This window comes from Parafrankia colletiae, assembly GCF_001854655.1.
Classification (GTDB): Bacteria; Actinomycetota; Actinomycetes; order Frankiales; family Frankiaceae; genus Parafrankia; species Parafrankia colletiae.
Genome location: NZ_MBLM01000123.1, coordinates 22,320 through 38,046, shown reverse-complemented (window position 1 = coordinate 38,046; position 15,727 = coordinate 22,320). Strand labels below are relative to the sequence as shown.

General features: G+C 73.2%; 12 protein-coding genes. 8 read left to right on the top strand and 4 right to left on the bottom strand.

Going from position 1 to position 15,727, the window contains the following annotated elements; all coding sequences use genetic code 11:
* The first annotated feature begins 120 nt into the window (after positions 1-120).
* On the top strand, positions 121-1,032 hold the full coding sequence (locus CC117_RS18230; RefSeq protein ID WP_071085751.1) for a TIGR01777 family oxidoreductase: 912 nt from the start codon (positions 121-123) through the stop codon (positions 1,030-1,032).
* A 5-nt stretch (positions 1,033-1,037) separates the two neighbouring features.
* Here CC117_RS18230 and CC117_RS18225 read toward each other — a convergent pair whose 3' ends face one another.
* A complete protein-coding gene (locus tag CC117_RS18225) occupies positions 1,038-2,930 on the bottom strand; it encodes a protein kinase (RefSeq protein ID WP_084132336.1) in 1,893 nt (630 codons plus the stop codon).
* A gap of 175 nt (positions 2,931-3,105) precedes the next feature.
* On the opposite strand from CC117_RS18225, the gene CC117_RS18220 reads away from it, so the two are divergent.
* From CC117_RS18220 to CC117_RS18200, 5 genes are all read left to right on the top strand, one after another.
* A complete protein-coding gene (locus tag CC117_RS18220; RefSeq protein WP_071085749.1) occupies positions 3,106-3,858 on the top strand; it encodes a Type 1 glutamine amidotransferase-like domain-containing protein in 753 nt (250 codons plus the stop codon).
* A gap of 67 nt (positions 3,859-3,925) precedes the next feature.
* Positions 3,926-4,648: a lipoyl(octanoyl) transferase LipB gene (lipB, locus tag CC117_RS18215; RefSeq protein ID WP_084132334.1), complete on the top strand. Its 723-nt coding sequence runs from the start codon at positions 3,926-3,928 to the stop codon at positions 4,646-4,648.
* Positions 4,645-5,631, top strand: coding sequence for a lipoyl synthase (lipA, locus tag CC117_RS18210; RefSeq protein ID WP_071085745.1), 987 nt, complete (start codon positions 4,645-4,647; stop codon positions 5,629-5,631). Before lipB ends, lipA begins: the two co-directional genes overlap by 4 nt.
* Positions 5,632-5,747: 116 nt before the next feature.
* Entirely contained in the window at positions 5,748-6,167 is a 420-nt protein-coding gene (locus CC117_RS18205) for a hypothetical protein (RefSeq protein ID WP_241830223.1), read from the top strand.
* Positions 6,168-6,224: 57 nt separating this feature from the next.
* Positions 6,225-7,100: a DUF4191 domain-containing protein gene (locus tag CC117_RS18200; protein WP_071085741.1), complete on the top strand. Its 876-nt coding sequence runs from the start codon at positions 6,225-6,227 to the stop codon at positions 7,098-7,100.
* Positions 7,101-7,261: 161 nt separating this feature from the next.
* Here CC117_RS18200 and CC117_RS18195 read toward each other — a convergent pair whose 3' ends face one another.
* On the bottom strand, positions 7,262-7,738 hold the full coding sequence (locus CC117_RS18195) for an RDD family protein (protein WP_241830222.1): 477 nt from the start codon (positions 7,736-7,738) through the stop codon (positions 7,262-7,264).
* Positions 7,739-7,919: 181 nt separating this feature from the next.
* On the opposite strand from CC117_RS18195, the gene glnA reads away from it, so the two are divergent.
* Positions 7,920-9,344, top strand: coding sequence for a type I glutamate--ammonia ligase (glnA, locus tag CC117_RS18190; protein WP_071085737.1), 1,425 nt, complete (start codon positions 7,920-7,922; stop codon positions 9,342-9,344).
* A gap of 494 nt (positions 9,345-9,838) precedes the next feature.
* Positions 9,839-10,894 carry a glutamine synthetase GlnII gene (gene glnII / locus CC117_RS18185; protein WP_071085735.1) on the top strand — a complete coding sequence of 352 codons (1,056 nt, stop codon included), beginning with the start codon at positions 9,839-9,841 and terminating at the stop codon, positions 10,892-10,894.
* 170 nt (positions 10,895-11,064) lie between these two features.
* Here the strand turns inward: glnII and CC117_RS18180 are convergent, their stop codons facing one another.
* Positions 11,065-14,196: a bifunctional [glutamine synthetase] adenylyltransferase/[glutamine synthetase]-adenylyl-L-tyrosine phosphorylase gene (locus CC117_RS18180; RefSeq protein ID WP_071085733.1), complete on the bottom strand. Its 3,132-nt coding sequence runs from the start codon at positions 14,194-14,196 to the stop codon at positions 11,065-11,067.
* Positions 14,193-15,551: a glutamine synthetase family protein gene (locus CC117_RS18175; RefSeq protein ID WP_018635793.1), complete on the bottom strand. Its 1,359-nt coding sequence runs from the start codon at positions 15,549-15,551 to the stop codon at positions 14,193-14,195. Before CC117_RS18175 ends, CC117_RS18180 begins: the two co-directional genes overlap by 4 nt.
* Positions 15,552-15,727 lie beyond the last annotated feature (176 nt).

Genomic DNA, 15,727 nt, shown 5'->3' with positions numbered 1-15,727 from the left:
CTGGCCGCCACCGCCGTCGCCGTCGCTGGTCGGCGCTGGCCGGCGACGGTCGGCGACGGCGCTGAACGTGCCGGGCACGGCGGTCGAGGTGGTTGATCGAGCAGACGAGGAGCCCGGCGCATGAAGGTGGCCGTCACCGGATCATCGGGGCTGATCGGCTCCGCGTTGCTCCCCGCACTGCAGGCAGACGGCCATGAGGTCGTGCGAATCGTCCGCCGCCCCCCGGGCGACCCGTCGGAGATCCGGTGGGATCCGGCCGCCGGCGTGCTGGATCCCACCGCGCTGCGGGGCGTCGACGCGGTGGTGAACCTGGCCGGCGCGGGCATCGGTGACCACCGGTGGACCTCCGACTACAGACAGCGGCTTCGGTCGAGCCGGATCGACGGCACCCGGCTGCTCGCCGAGACCCTGGCGGGTCTCTCCCCGGCCCCACGGGTCCTGCTCTCGGGCAGCGCCATCGGCTGGTACGGCACCGCGGCAGGCTCGGCAGCGGTCGCTCTGGACGAGTCCGCCGCCCCCGGTGACGGGTTCCTCGCCGGCCTCGCCCGCGACTGGGAGGCCGCCACCACGGCAGCCGACCAGGCCGGCCTCCGGGTCGTGCATCTGCGCACCGGCATCGTGCTTTCCGCCCGCGGCGGCATGCTCCCCCGCCTGCTCCCGATCTTCCGCCTCGGGGCGGGTGGGCGGCTCGGTTCCGGTCGGCAGTGGCTGAGCTGGATCAGCCTGATCGACACGGTCGGAGCGCTGCGCTTCCTGCTGGGCGCGGAGGAGGTGCAGGGGCCGGTGAACCTGGTCGCCCCCCACCCGGTGACCAACGCCGAGTTCACCACCGCCCTGGCCCACGCCCTGCGCCGCCCCGCCGTGGCACGGGTGCCGCGGGCGGCGCTGCGCCTGGCCCTCGGCGCGTTCGCGGACGAAGGGGTGTTCGCCTCCCAGCGTCTCACCCCGGCCGCCCTGCTCGGAGCCGGTTTCGCTTTCACCCACCCGGATCTGGCCTCCGCGCTCTCGGAGGCGCTCCGCTCCGGCACCTGACCGGCTCAGCCGGGCGCGACCGACGCGCTGCTGGCCAGCCGCCACCCACCCTCTGTCCGCCGCAGGGTCAGGTCCCTGGTGCTCGGCGGCACCCGGGGTTCGCTCGCCTGCACCGCGCCCGAGGCGTCGACGAAGTCGTAGGGCTCGATGCTCTCGGTGACCCGCAGGACCACCTCGTCCGCACTCTCCGACCGGATCACCAGGTCGACGATCTGGACCCGGACCGGAGTGGCGTGCACACCGCGCTCCCGCATCTCGCCGATCAGCCCCTCGTCGTGGCTCAGCGCCGGGCTGCCCGGCGCGTCGGCACCGGCAAGGGTGGCCGGGTCGGCCCGCTCGAAGGCGGTGCTGCGCGCACCGTTGAGCTCGTCCAGGACCGCACGCCAGGCCTGTTCCGGGGAGCGGCCGTTCACCGGGGTGGCGCTCGGGTTCCCCTGGCTGCCACCGCCGGCCGTAGTGGCGGCCGGTCTCCCCTCGGAACCCTCGGGACCACCACCGCTCATCAGCACGGCGGCGATGACGACCGCCACGAGCCCGACGCAGCCGACCACGGGAAGCAGCAGCCGGCTCCGCGCGGTGCCGGCAGCCCGCCGCCCCGCGCCGCTGCGCCCGCCGTCACGCCCGGCACCGCCGTCGCGCCCACCGCCGCGCGCCCGGACATGGCCTGCTCCGCCCGGTGCGCCACGGCGCCCCGACGCGGCTGGGCGCCCGTCCCGGCCTGCGGCCGACCGGCCCGCCCGCCCGCCGCTGCGAGGAGGCCGGGGCCTGCGTTCCCGCCCGGTCGGCGGCAGCGCACCCACCAGCTGGGACGGGTCGGACGGCGCCGTGCGGCCGTCGTGCGGCCACCCGCCGCCCGCCCCGATGTCGTCGCTGTCGCCCTCGTGGGCGGCCTCGACCTGCGGTTCCCCGGCTCCTGTCTGGCGGGCGGGACCGCCCGCGTCGCCGGGATCGTCCCAGGCGGGATCGAGCCCCGCCGGCTCACCGCCGGACAGGTCGCCACCCATGTCGGCATCGCCGGTGACCGCCTCCGGGATCCGCCCGCTCTGCCACTCGGGGCCGGTGGCCCACGGGTCGTCCCTCTGCTCGGCCTCGCCGTGGCCGGCGCTCGCGCCGGCCGGCTCCCCCCACCCGTCGTCCGGGAGAGGTTCGACGTCGATGACGGGCGCGTCGGCCGGCACGGCTGTCATCCGGACCGGCAGCGGGGTGGTGCTGCGGGCCAGGCCGGCAGCCAGCTCGGCCGCCGAGGGCCGGCGCCGCGGGTCGTCGACCAGCGCCAGCGCCACCGCGACCGCCACCGCGGCCGCGTCGGGGCCGGTGGCCTGCCGCATCGCGCCGAGCAGGAGGTCGGCAAGATCGCGCACGTCGTCGGCGGCCGACAACCCGGGGCTGGTCAGACCGGCGATGCCGGTACCGGTGAGGAGCGGCCGACCGTTCGCCTCCAGCAGGATGTCGAGTGCGGTCAGCTCGCCGTGGACCAGCCCTGCCTCGTGCGCCACGGCGAGTGCCTGCGCCACGGGCAGGCCGATCGTCACCACCTCACCCGGATCGAGCCGGCCGCGGGCCGCGAGGAGCCTGGACAGGCTGATGGTCTCCTCCACCGGCTCGGAGACAACGGCCAGCCCGTCGGGTGTGGGGATCGCGCCGGTCACCGCGGCCAGGTGCGGATGGCGGACGTCCAGCTGCCGGCGGGTCTCGTCGACAGCCTCGGCGCGCAGCAACGGATCGGCCGGAAGCCGCACGTAGCGGACAGTGACATCCGTACCGAGGCGCTCGGCGCGGCCTGACCAGACCTCGCCGGCGCCGGCGTCGTAGTGGCGGTGGCGCAGGAAGATGCCCGGCACCACGGGATCGCCGCCGCGTCGCCCGGGCCGTTCGCCGGATTCGTCGGTGAAGGTCACGAATCGACGCTAGGCGCAACGGGCCCCCCACGCAGGAGAGTTTTCCGCGCTGTGGATAACTTCCTCCCGCAGAACCGCAACGGTCCGCCGGGACACCCGGCAGCGCGGCCTGCCACGCTGCTACCCCACCACCTGCCACCCCGGGTCACCGGGCCGGTCAACCAGGAGTCCTGACGTGCAGATCCTCGCGGCAAGCGGCGGCTTCCAGCCCGACGGCCGGTGGGGCGCCCGGGTGGGGCCACTGCTCGACCATGCGATCGCGGTCGCGGCGACATCCGGCCGGCCCCGGCTGTGCCTGCTCCAGACCGCGCTCGGCGACGACCAGTCCGCCTACGCCCGCGCCTACGCCGCGCTGAACCGGGACCGGCCCGAGGTCGTCGTCTCCCACCTCGCCCTGTTCCCGATGCCGTCGGTCGCCGACGTCCGACGGCATCTGCTCGCGCAGGACGTCGTCTGGGTCGGCGGCGGCAGCGTGGCGAACCTGCTCGCCGTGTGGCGGGTACACGGCCTGGGCGAGATCCTGCGCGCGGCGTGGGAGGCCGGAGTGGTGCTCGGCGGCGTCTCCGCCGGCTCGCTGTGCTGGCACGTCGGTGGCACCACCGACTCGTTCGGCCCGGACCTTCGCCCGGTGACGAACGGGCTGGCCCTGCTGCCCTACAGCAACACCCCGCACTACGACTCCGAGGCGGCCCGCCGGCCGCTGTACCAGCGGCTGGTGGCCGACGGGACGTTGCCCGCCGGCTGGGCCACCGATGACGGCGTCGGCCTGCACTTCCGCGGGACGGAGCTCGTCGAGGCGGTCGCCGACCGGCCCGACGCGTACGCCTGGCGGGTCGAGCCGGGCCCGGACGGCACGGCCGTCGAGACACGCGTCACCCCCCGGGTGCTGTCCGAGGCGCGGGCGGGCGGGGGAGGCGGCGCGCGCTGACGCCAGCGCGGCGGCGGCGGGGCGGCGGCAGCCCGGCCTGTTCGCCCCACCGGCGTACGCTCGGGCGGTGGATGTCCTCCGGTTGGGTGTCGTTCCATATCACGAGGCCTGGAGCATGCAGCGGGCCCTGGCCGAGGAGCGCCGCCACGGGCGCGGCGAGGACACACTGATCCTGCTCGAGCATCCCGAGGTCTACACCGCAGGCCGGCGGACCGGCGCGGGTGACCGCCCGGTCGACGGCACTCCCGTCGTCGACGTCGACCGGGGCGGCGGCATCACCTGGCACGGCCCGGGGCAGCTCGTCGGTTACCCCATCGTGCGGCTGCCGATGCCGCTGGACGTCGTCGCCTACGTCCGCGCGCTGGAGGCCGGCCTGATCACGGCCTGCGCCGAGTTCGGCCTGCCCGCCCGCCGCGTCGAGGGCCGCACCGGCGTCTGGACGTCCGACGGGCAGCGCAAGCTGGCCGCCATCGGGGTGCGGGTCAGCTGGAAGGTGACCTGTCACGGCTTCGCGCTCAACTGCGATCCCGCGCTGTCCGCCTTCGGTCGGATCGTGCCCTGCGGGATCTCCGACGCGGGGGTGACCAGTCTGAGCCGGGAGCTGGGGCGGCCGCTGCCTGTCGCCGAGGCCCGTCCGGTGGTCGAGCGGCACCTCACCCGGGCGATCGGCGACTATCTCGCCGCCGGCCGTGAGGCGCAGGCCTGCCACACGCCGAAGACCGACAGTGACCAGACCAGCGCGCCCGACCTGATCGGCGTCGGGCGCGCCGACGGGAGGACGACCCGATGACCGCCGTCGCACCGGAGGGCCGGCCGTTGCTGCGTCTGGAGGCGCGTAACGCGCAGACGCCGATCGAGCGCAAGCCGCCGTGGATCCGTACCCGAATGYGCACCGGCCCCGAGTACACCGACGTGCGCAGTCTGGTTCGCGGGGCGGGCCTGCACACGGTGTGCGAGGAGGCCGGCTGCCCGAACATCTACGAATGCTGGGAGGACCGCGAGGCGACCTTCCTGATCGGCGGGGACGTCTGCACCCGCCGCTGCGACTTCTGCCAGATCGACACCGGCCGCCCGACACCGCTGGACGTCGACGAGCCCCGCCGCGTCGCCGAGTCGGTGGCGACCATGGGGCTGCGCTACGCCACCGTGACCGGGGTCGCCCGCGACGACCTGGCGGACGGCGGCGCCTGGCTGTACGCCGAGACGGTCCGCCGCATCCACGAGCAGTCCCCGGGGACCGGGGTCGAGGTGCTGATCCCGGACTTCGCCGGCCACGCAGACCAGCTCGACGAGGTCTTCGGGGCCACGCCGGAGGTCCTCGCGCACAACCTGGAGACGGTGCCGAGGATCTTCCGCCGGATCCGGCCCGGATTCCGCTACGAGCGCTCGCTGGAGGTCCTCACCCGGGCCCGCGCCGCCGGTCTGGTCACCAAGTCGAACCTGATCCTCGGTCTCGGCGAGACCGACGAGGAGGTCGAGGAGGCCATGGTCGCGCTGCACGACGCGGGCTGCGACCTGCTGACCGTCACCCAGTACCTGCGCCCGACCCCGCGCCACCACCCGGTGGAGCGCTGGGTCCGGCCCGAGGAGTTCGTCGCCTGGGAGCGGCGCGCGACCGCGATCGGCTTCGCCGGGGTGATGTCCGGGCCGCTGGTGCGCTCGTCCTACCGGGCGGGGCGCCTCTACCAGCAGGCAGTCACATTCCGTAACGGAAATGTGGCCTCCGACGGGGTTCCGCCCGAAAGTGTGTCGCACGACTCTCACGCGGGGTGACGGTCGCGCTGGTGAGGACTACCTCCGGCGACTAGGCTCGGAACTGCGTCACGCGGTCGTCACGAGAAACGCGGCGTCCGCGGTGTAGGGGTTGCCGCCATCCTGTGGATATCCGGATGACACCTGCGCCGTTCACACTCAGTGCTGTTCCGGCGGGACATGTCCCGCCCCGGGCGCCACGACCGCGTCGGGAGGTCGTCGACACCGTGCTCCGCTCACTGCTCAACGCACTTGAGGAACTGACCCTTCTCGTTCTCCCCCACGGGGGCCAGCGCACGGCCCGCCACAACGCCTGGCGCGCCGCCACCGACCTTCACGTCACGACCGGCTACCAGTGGGTCGACCAGATCTCCGTCTCCGCGTTCGAGCCTGCTCCCGACCCGTCGGCGCAGCCCGTGCCGGTCGGCGCGACCGTGCCGTCCGCGACACCCGCGCCGTGTGTGCCGCCGCGTGTCCCGGCGGCCGCCGGGACACGGATCTCCAGGCCGCGGCTCGCCGCGGCCCGCCCGCCGGCCACCGCGGGCGCGCCTTCCTGAACCACCTGGCGTCGACCACCCGCCAGGCGGGCGTCGCGAAGCCGTAGGCTCGCGGCTATGGCGCTGCGGAGGAAGCCGTCCGGTGCCGGCGGGGAGCCGGTACTGGCGGCCGCGGGTAAGGACGGGACATCGGGTGGCGGGGCATCCCGCCGGTCGGGGCAGTCGGGCGGTACCGGTAAGGGCGCTGCTCGGGCGTCGGGCGCCGGTAGCGGCTCGCGCGGTGCGGACCGCGGCGAGAAGTCGCCTGACGCGGGCGGCGGGAAGGGCGCGGGCGGCGGCGGGACCAGCAAGCTCGCCCAGATCCGGCTCGTCTACAAGATCACTCGCGAGCGCGACCCCAGCGTGCTGTGGTGGACCCTGCTCGGGCTGGCCGTTCCCGTCGTGGTCGGTGTGCTCCTGGGTGTCTTCGTGGGCCCGATCTACCTGTGGCTGCCGATCGCGATCCTGCTCGGCGTCGTCGTGGCGCTCAACGTCTTCAGCCGCCGGGTGCAGCGGACCGCGTATGCCGAGATGGAGGGCAAGCCCGGCGCCGCGGCAGGTGTGGTGGAGCGGATGCGCGGCGACTGGCGCCTCACCCCGGCGGTCGGCGTGAACCGGCACCAGGATGTGGTCCATCGCGTGGTCTGTCGCGCCGGGGTTGTGCTGATCGCCGAGGGCCGCGGCCGCGGTCCGCGGGAGCTGCTGGTCGCCGAGAAGCGCCGCATCCGCAAGATCGTCGGCGAGGCGCCACTGACCGACTACATCGTCGGCACCGGCGAGGGCGAGATCCCGTTGCCGAAGCTGCAGAGCACCCTCATGCGGATGCGCCGCGAGCTGCGCAAGCGGGACGTCGACGCCCTCGAGCGCCGACTGCGGGCCGTGAGCGCCCCGGCCCTGCCCATCCCGAAGGGCCCGATCCCCCGCAACATCTCTCGCGGCGGTCGCCCGCGCTGACCCGCACCCGCAGACCCGCACTCACGCGTCCGGCGGACCCGCGCTGACCCAGCGCGGGTCCGCTCTGTCTTCTCCTCGGCCGGCTCTCTCCTCGGCCGCGGCGTCTACCTGCCTGCCTGCGGCGCTACGGCCAAGGCACAGCAGAAGAGGGCAAGCCGCGCTCAGGCGCCGGCGGAGACCACCGCGTCGCGTACCACGACCGTGCCGGCGGCGCGGTCGTGCGTGCCGCGCAGATCGCGGTCCCAGATGAAGGCGGGCACCAGCAGGGCGAGCAGCAGTGTCCGCACGGCGATCCAGGACCAGCTCTGCCGCGCGCCGTCGCGGGCCCGGATCACCCGGATGCCGGCGAGGCGCATGCCGATGGTCTGCCCGGCCACGGCGACCAGCAGGAACTCCTCCAGGAGGAAGGCCCCGTAGACCGCCAGCCCGCGAATGTCCGCCGCTGCGTCGAGCCCGACGATGAACAGCACGCCGACCAGCAGGTTCGCGATGACCGCGTCGACGAGGTAGGCGACGATGCGGGGCCCGAAGCCCACCACCGACCCAGGCCCGTCAGYCGGTAGCCCGAGCCGGGCTCCGGGCGGTGTGTCCCGGGGCAGCCCGGGCCCTTCCAGCCAGCCTCCGAGTGCGCGTCCCACGACGCAAGCCTATGCGGCGCGCCCGCACCATCCGGGTGATGACACAACGTCACAGACACCGCTAAGGTAACATCCCGGAAACAGTGTAGTGATTTCCCGGGTACGCCATGCCGTGCCGTCATGCTAGCGATCAGAGCGTACTCTGTCAGTCATTGGAAGCCTGAACAACGCTGGAGGGTGGATGTTCACGAACGCCGACGACGTGCTCCGTTATATCCGGGACGAAAAAGTTCTGTTCATTGACGTACGCTTCTGCGACCTTCCCGGCGTCATGCAGCACTTCACTATCCCGACGGAGGTCTTCTCCCAGTCGGTCTTCAGCGATGGCCTCATGTTCGACGGATCGTCGATCCGCGGGTTCCAGGCGATCCACGAATCCGACATGCTGCTGCTGCCGGACCCCCGCACGGCCTTTGTCGACCCCTTCCGCGAGCACTCCACCCTCGCGATGACCTTCTTCATCCACGACCCGATCACCAAGGAGCAGTACTCGCGCGATCCGCGCAACATCGCGAAGAAGGCCGAGGAGTACCTGCGCGGCACCGRCATCGCCGACACCGCGTACTTCGGGCCGGAAGCCGAGTTCTACATCTTCGACGACGTCCGGTACGACTACAGCCCCTCCGGCTCGATGCACGCCGTCGACTCGGTCGAGGCCGCGTGGAACACCGCGCGCAAGGAGGAGGGCGGCAACCTCGGGTACAAGCCCCGCTTCAAGGGGGGCTACTTCCCGGTGCCGCCGACGGACCACTTCACCGACCTGCGCTCGGAGATGACCCGGGTGCTGTTCGACGTCGGCATCACCGTCGAGATGCAGCACCACGAGGTCGGCACCGCCGGCCAGGCGGAGATCGACATCAGGTACGACACGCTGCTCAAGACCGCCGACAACCTGATGCTCTACAAGTACGTGATCCGCAACGTGGCGCGCAGCCGGGGCAAGACGGTCACCTTCATGCCCAAGCCGCTGTTCGAGGACAACGGCTCCGGCATGCACACGCACCAGAGCCTCTGGAAGGACGGCGAGCCGCTCTTCTACAGCCCCAACGGGTACGGCGGTCTGTCCGRCACCGCCCGGCACTACATCGGCGGCCTGCTGCACCACGCCCCGGCCCTGCTCGCGTTCACCAACCCGACCACGAACTCCTACCGGCGGCTGGTGCCCGGCTACGAGGCCCCGGTCAACCTGGTCTACTCGGCCCGCAACCGCTCGGCGTGCTGCCGGATTCCGCTCGGCGGCGACTCCCCGAAGGCGAAGCGGGTCGAGTTCCGCGTGCCCGACCCGAGCTGCAACCCCTACCTGGCGTTCGYGGCGATGCTGATGGCTGGCCTGGACGGCGTCAAGAACAAGATCGACCCACCGGACCCGATCGACAAGGACCTCTACGAGCTGCCGCCGGACGAGCTCGCCGCCGTCCCGCAGGTGCCCGGTTCCCTGGAGAAGGTGCTGGACGCCCTCGAGGCCGACAACGAATTCCTGCGTGCCGGGAACGTGTTCACTCCCGACCTGATCGAGACCTGGATCGACTACAAGCGGGTGAACGAGGTGGATGCCATCCGACTCCGCCCCCACCCCTACGAGTTCAGCCTCTACTACGACATCTAGCCCCGGACAGCCCCGGATTTCGGGCTGGTCCGGACCAGCGCCACCATCGGGTCCCGGCATCTCTCGTCACACCGTGCCGACCCCCGGGCGACCGCCTCGGACATGACCTGTGGCCCCGCCCGCCGGGCCATCGGTCTCCCCACCGGCGACCTGCACACGGGTCTTACCAGAATAGGTCCGGGGCTACCCCGCCGGGATCGGCCGACAACGGACGGCCCGTGTCCATGAACCCCCGGACACGGGCCTTCTGTCGTTACGACAACTTTTCCGGCCGCCGTCTCCCGCACCCCGCCCACTATTCGGCCCGCCGCCACCGCCACGCCACCCCCGCAACGCCCGAGTGACCGAGAATTAACAATGCGGGAACTGATTGGAAACCAGGCCCGACCAAGCTCCGGACGAACCCTCCCGTCAGTCGCGGCCGGGGGTCGGCCTTCCCCCGGCCGATCACACAGTCGCTCCGTCACGTGACACGTCAACCACGGGGAGTATGAGTGAGCTATCAGGCCGAGTACATCTGGATCGACGGCACCAAGCCGGAGCCGTTGATGCGGAGCAAGACCCRCATCGTGAAGAGCGGCAAGGAGCCGGAGATCTGGGGCTTCGACGGCTCCAGCACCAACCAGGCCCCGGGTTCGAACTCCGACTGCGTGCTGCAGCCCGTCTTCACCGTCCCGGACCCGCTGCGCGGTGGCGACAACGTCCTCGTCCTGTGCGAGGTACAGCTGACCGACTTCACGCCGCACCCGACGAACACCCGCGCCGCGGCCCGCAAGGTGGCCGAGAAGTACGCGGACATGACGCCGAACTTCGGCATCGAGCAGGAGTACACGTTCTTCCAGAACGGCCGGCCGCTGGGCTGGCCGGCGACCGGCTTCCCCGAGCCGCAGGGCCCGTACTACTGCGGCGTCGGCGGCGAGAAGATGCCCGGCCGTGCCATCGTCGAGCGGCACACCCAGGCCTGCCTGGACGCCGGTCTCGCGATCGAGGGCACCAACGCCGAGGTCATGATGGGCCAGTGGGAGTTCCAGATCGGCGTCCTGCCGACGCCGGCGATCGGTGACCACATCTGGCTCGGCCGCTGGCTGCTGCACCGGATCGCCGAGGACTTCGACACCACGGTCTCCTTCGCCGCCAAGCCGGTGCTCGGTGACTGGAACGGTGCCGGCGCGCACACCAACTTCTCCACGAAGCAGACCATGGAGAGCTGGGACGCGATCGTCGCCGTCTGCGAGGCGCTGGGCACCCGGGTCATGGAGCACGTCACCCACTACGGGACGGGCATCCAGGACCGCCTGACCGGCCAGCACGAGACCGCCCCGTGGAACAAGTTCTCCTGGGGCGCCTCGGACCGCGGCGCGTCCATCCGCATCCCGTGGGCTGTCGAGAAGGCCAAGAAGGGCTGGATCGAGGACCGCCGACCGAACGCGAACATGGACCCGTATGTGGTCTCCGCGCTGATCGTCGACACCTGCTGCAGCGCGTTGGCCGGCGACAAGCCGACCCTGTTCGTACCGTCGCAGACCGCCGACGCGACCGTCTCGGTCTGACCGACCACCGACCAGCGGACCCACCGCACGGCCCGCTGGTCACGACAGCACAGGTCGCGGTTCCGGCGCCGCACGCGCCGGGGCCGCGGCCAGTTCCCTGAGCCGACGGGCGTCGTCGAGGGCCGCCCGCTCCACCCGCCCGCCCTGCTTCGGTCCGCTCCGGTCCGCCGCTAACCCGCCCGTTCGTGGTTGAGGACGTCGTCAGCCACCGACCGCGCCCGGGCGGCAGCCCGGCGGTAGTCATCCGGCAGCGCCTCCACCTTCTCAGCCGGGTAGCCAAGGGCACGGGCGACCCGCTCCAGCCCCGGCCGGCTGGCCGGCAGCAGGTCGCCGGCCTGGCCGGAGGTCAGCATGATCCCGTTGCGGATCCGGGACGCCAGCGTCCAGGCGGCATCCAGGGCGGCGAGCTCCCCCGGAGTGAGCAGGCCGGCGTGGGCGGCGGCGCGCAACCCCTCCCGGGTCGCCGTCGTGCGCAGCGCAGGCAGCCGTGCCGCGTGCCGCAGCTGCAGGACCTGCAGCGTCCACTCGACGTCGGTCAGCCCGCCGGGCCCGAACTTCACGTGCAGACCGTGGTCCACCCCACGGGGAATGCGCTCCTGCTCCATCCGGCCGCGCAGCCGCAGCACCTCGGCGATGGCACCGTCCGGCAGGTGGTCGGGGTAGCGGACCCGGTCGACGAGCCGGCACAGCCGCCCGCCGAGTTCCCGGTCGCCGGCGACCGGGCGGGCGCGCAGAAGTGCCTGTGCCTCCCAGCCCGCCGACCAGCGGCCGTAGTAGGCCGCGTAGGCGTCCAGTGTGCGGGAGAGCGGGCCGCCGCGGCCCTCCGGGCGCAGCGCCGCATCCAGCCGCAGCGGCGGGTCCGGGCCGGGCAGCGCGAGCAGGCGGTGCAGCTCCCCGATGATCGCGGCGGCGAGCCGGGCCGCCTCCACCTCGTCGAGACCCGGGCCGGGCTCGTGCACGAAGAGCACATCGGCGTCACTGCCGTAGGACAGTTCGGCTCCGCCGAGGCGGCCCATGGCCACCACGCCGAGCCGCAGCAGGCCGCCGTCCGCCTCCCCCGCCTCCCTGTGCTCCCCCGGTTCCCTGTGCTCCTCCGGCTCACTGCCGAGAACCTGGCGGCGGGCGACGAAGAGGGCGGCCTCGATCGTGGCGGCCGCCGCGTCCGACAGGGCCCGACCGACGGCGCCGACGTCCAGCAGGCCCAGCAGGTCCGCGCAGGCGACCCGGACCAGCTCGACCCGGTGCACGGCCCGCGCGCGCCCGACGGCGTCCAGGGCGTCGGGGTTGCGGTGGGCGACCGCGAGCAGGGTCCGCGCCAGTGCCTCGCGGGGCACCGGCCGCAGCTCGTCCTCGGTGCGCAGCAGCCGTACCGACTCGGGCGCGCGGGTCATCAGGTCGGCGACGTACCGGCTCGTCGCGAGCACCCGCGCGAGGCGGTCGGCGGCACCGGCGGAGTCCCGCAGCAGCCGCAGGTACCACGGCGTGCGCCCGAGCGCCTCGCTCACCTGCCGGTAGGCCAGCAGGCCGGCGTCCGGTTCGGGTGCGTCGGCGAAGGCGGGCAGCATCGCCGGCAGCAGGTGCCGCTGGATGGTGGCGGTCCGGCTCACCCCGTTGGTCAGCGCCTCGATGTGGCGCAGCGAACGGGCGGGGTCGGCGAAGCCGAGTGCGGCCAGCCGGTCGGCGGCCTCCTGCGGCGTCAGGCGCATCTCCTCCGCCGACAGCCGGGCGACGGCCTCCAGCAGCGGCTGGTAGAAGAGCTTCTCGTGCAGGCTGCGGACGGACCGGGCCACCCGCCGGTGCTCGTCCGCCAGCTCGGCGGCGCCCGGCAGCCCCATGCAGCGGGCGAGCCAGCGCAGTTCGGCCGGGTCACGCGGCAGGGTGTGCACGCGCCGCAGCCGCTGCAGCTGCAGGCGGTGCTCGGCCGTGCGCAGGAACCGGTACGCGTCGGCGAGCCCGGCGGCGTCCCGGCGCCCGACGTAGCCGCCGCGGGCCAGGCCGTCGAGGGCGTCCAGCGTGGACGCCACCTGCAGCTTGCCGTCCGTCCGGCCGTGGACGAGCTGCAGCAGCTGCACCGCGAACTCGACGTCCCGCAGCCCGCCGGGGCCCAGTTTGAGGTTGCGGTCGGCCTCGGAGCGCGACAGGGAGCGCTCCACCCGGCGCCGCATGGCGCGGATGTCCACGACGAAGTCCGGGCGGGAGGCCGCCGTCCACACCATCGGCGCGATCATCGCCGCGAAACGCTCCCCCAGCTCGCGGTCGCCGGCGATCGGCCGGGCCTTCAGCAGCGCCTGGAACTCCCAGGTACGGGCCCAGCGACGGTAGTAGACCCGGTGGCTGTCGAGGGTACGCACCAGAGCGCCGTGGCGGCCCTCGGGCCGCAGGTTGACGTCGACCTGGAACAGCTCCCCGGCCGGGGTCGTCAGCCCGCAGGCCCGCACGACGCCTTCGGCCAGCCGGGTGGCGGTCCGCAGCGCCGCGTCGAGGCCGTCGTCCGTCCCTGGTTCGGCGATGAACAGGACGTCCACGTCGCTCACGTAGTTCAGCTCGCGCCCGCCGCACTTGCCCATGCCGATGATCGCCAGGCGGACGGGGGTCTCGACCGGGCCGAGCCCGGCGCGGGCCACCGCGAGGGCGGCGTCGAGCGCCGCCCCGGCGAGGTCGGCGAGCTCCGCTGTCGCATCGTCCAGCGACACGGCGCCGGTCAGGTCACGGGCGGCGAGGACCAGCTGGGCTCGCCGGTAGGCGAGCCGCAGCGCGTCAAGCACCTCCGGGCCGTCGCCGCCGGCCCGGGGCTGGGCGGCCGCGGGGTCGGCGCCGACGGCGTGGAGCAGATCCGCCCGGGCGGCCGCCGCATCCGGCGGGCCCGCCAGCGCCGTGTCGGAGGCAAGAACCGCCCAGTCGGCGGGATGCACGGCGAGATGATCACCGAGCGCCGAGCTCGCCCCCAGGACGGCGATCAGCCGGCGGCGCAGGCCCGGGCTCCCGGCGAGCGCGGCCAACACCCGGTCGCCCTCCCCCGCCGGCTGGGCGGCGAGCAGCCGCTCCAGGCTGCGCAGCGCCAGATCGGGATCGGCCGCCGCGGCGAGCTCGCCGACGATCGCACTGACCGGGAACCCGGCGGCGCTCCCGCCGCCCGCCGCCGCCTCGCGCGCCGCCGCCTCGCGCGCCGCCGTCTCGCCCGCCGCCGTCTCGCCGGCAGCCGGCAGCAGCCCGATCCGCCGCATGGTCGCCGCGACCCGCTCGACGTCGGAGAAACCGAGCCGCGCGAGCTGGGCGGCGACGGTCGCCCGCCGGGCGGTCACAACGTCGGGAGGTACCGGTCGATCTCGAAGGGCGTGACCTGCCGGCGGTACTCCGTCCACTCGGACCGCTTGTTCCGCAGGAAGAAGTCGAACAGCTCGTCGCCGAAGGTCTCGCGGACGAGCGACGAGCCCTCCATCGCCGTGATCGCCTCGGCCAGCGAGCCGGGCAACGCGGTGATGCCGCGCTCGCGGCGCTGGGAGTCGGTCAGCGTCCACACGTCGTCGGCCGCCGGGGGCGGCAGCTCGTACCCGTTCTGCACCCCGCGCAGCCCGGCGGCGAGCATGAGCGCGAAGGTGAGGTAGGGGTTGCAGGCGCTGTCCGGCGAGCGGAACTCGACCCGCGCGGCGTTCGACTTGTTCAGCTTGTACAGCGGGACCCGCACCAGCGCCGACCGGTTGTTGTGACCCCAGCAGACGTAGGCGGGGGCCTCTATGAGCTCCCCGGCGCGCTGGTCACCGACGAGGCGCTTGTAGGAGTTGACCCACTGGTTCGTCACCGCGGTGATCTCCGCGGCGTGCGCCAGCACTCCGGCGATGAAGGCCTTCGCCACCTTGGAGAGCTGGTACTCGTCCGTCGGGTCGTGGAAGGCGTTGCGGTCCCCCTCGAACAGGCTCATGTGGGTGTGCATGCCCGAACCGGCCTGGGCGCTGAACGGCTTGGGCATGAACGTCGCGTAGATGCCCTGCCGCAGCGCCACCTCCTTCACCACCTGGCGGAAGGTCATGATGTTGTCGGCGATGGTGAGCGCGTCGGCGTAGCGCAGGTCGATCTCCTGCTGGCCGGGCGCGACCTCGTGGTGGCTGAACTCCACCGAGATCCCGAGCCGTTCCAGCACGCTGATCGCCTGCTGGCGGAAGTCGTGGCTGATGTCGTTCGGGGTCAGGTCGAAGTAGCCCGACTCGTCGACCGGCTCCGGCACCGGGCGCCCGCGGGTGGGCGGCTCCTTGAGCAGGAAGAACTCGATCTCCGGGTGGGTGTAGAAGGTGAACCCGGCGTCCGCCGCCTTCGCCAGCGTGCGCCGCAGCACCCAGCGGGAGTCCGTGGCCGCCGGCAGGCCGTCCGGCATCACCAGGTCGCAGAACATGCGGGCGGTCATCGGGTGCTCGCCGCGCCACGGCAGGACCTGGAAGGTGGACGGGTCGGGCCGGGCCAGCATGTCCGCCTCGTGCACCCGGGCGAAGCCCTCGATCGCCGAACCGTCGAAGCCGATGCCCTCCGCGAGCGCGCCCTCCAGCTCGGCCGGCGCGATCTCGACGGACTTCAGCACCCCGAGCACGTCGGTGAACCAGAGCCGGACGAAACGGATGTCCCGTTCCTCAAGTGTGCGAAGAACGAATTCCTGTTGCTTGTCCATGGGCCCTCCGCGCGCAGTGCGGACTCGTCGGCACGGCGAGCCGAGTCATCTACCGGCAGTCTGGCCCGGAACCGCCGCCCGCCCGGACGGCTCCGGGCGGGGGCTCGGCGCCACCGGGTACTTTGCCCGAGGGTAGCGACAGATCCCGCTCCAGGCGTCGCGCGTCACGGCGAAGT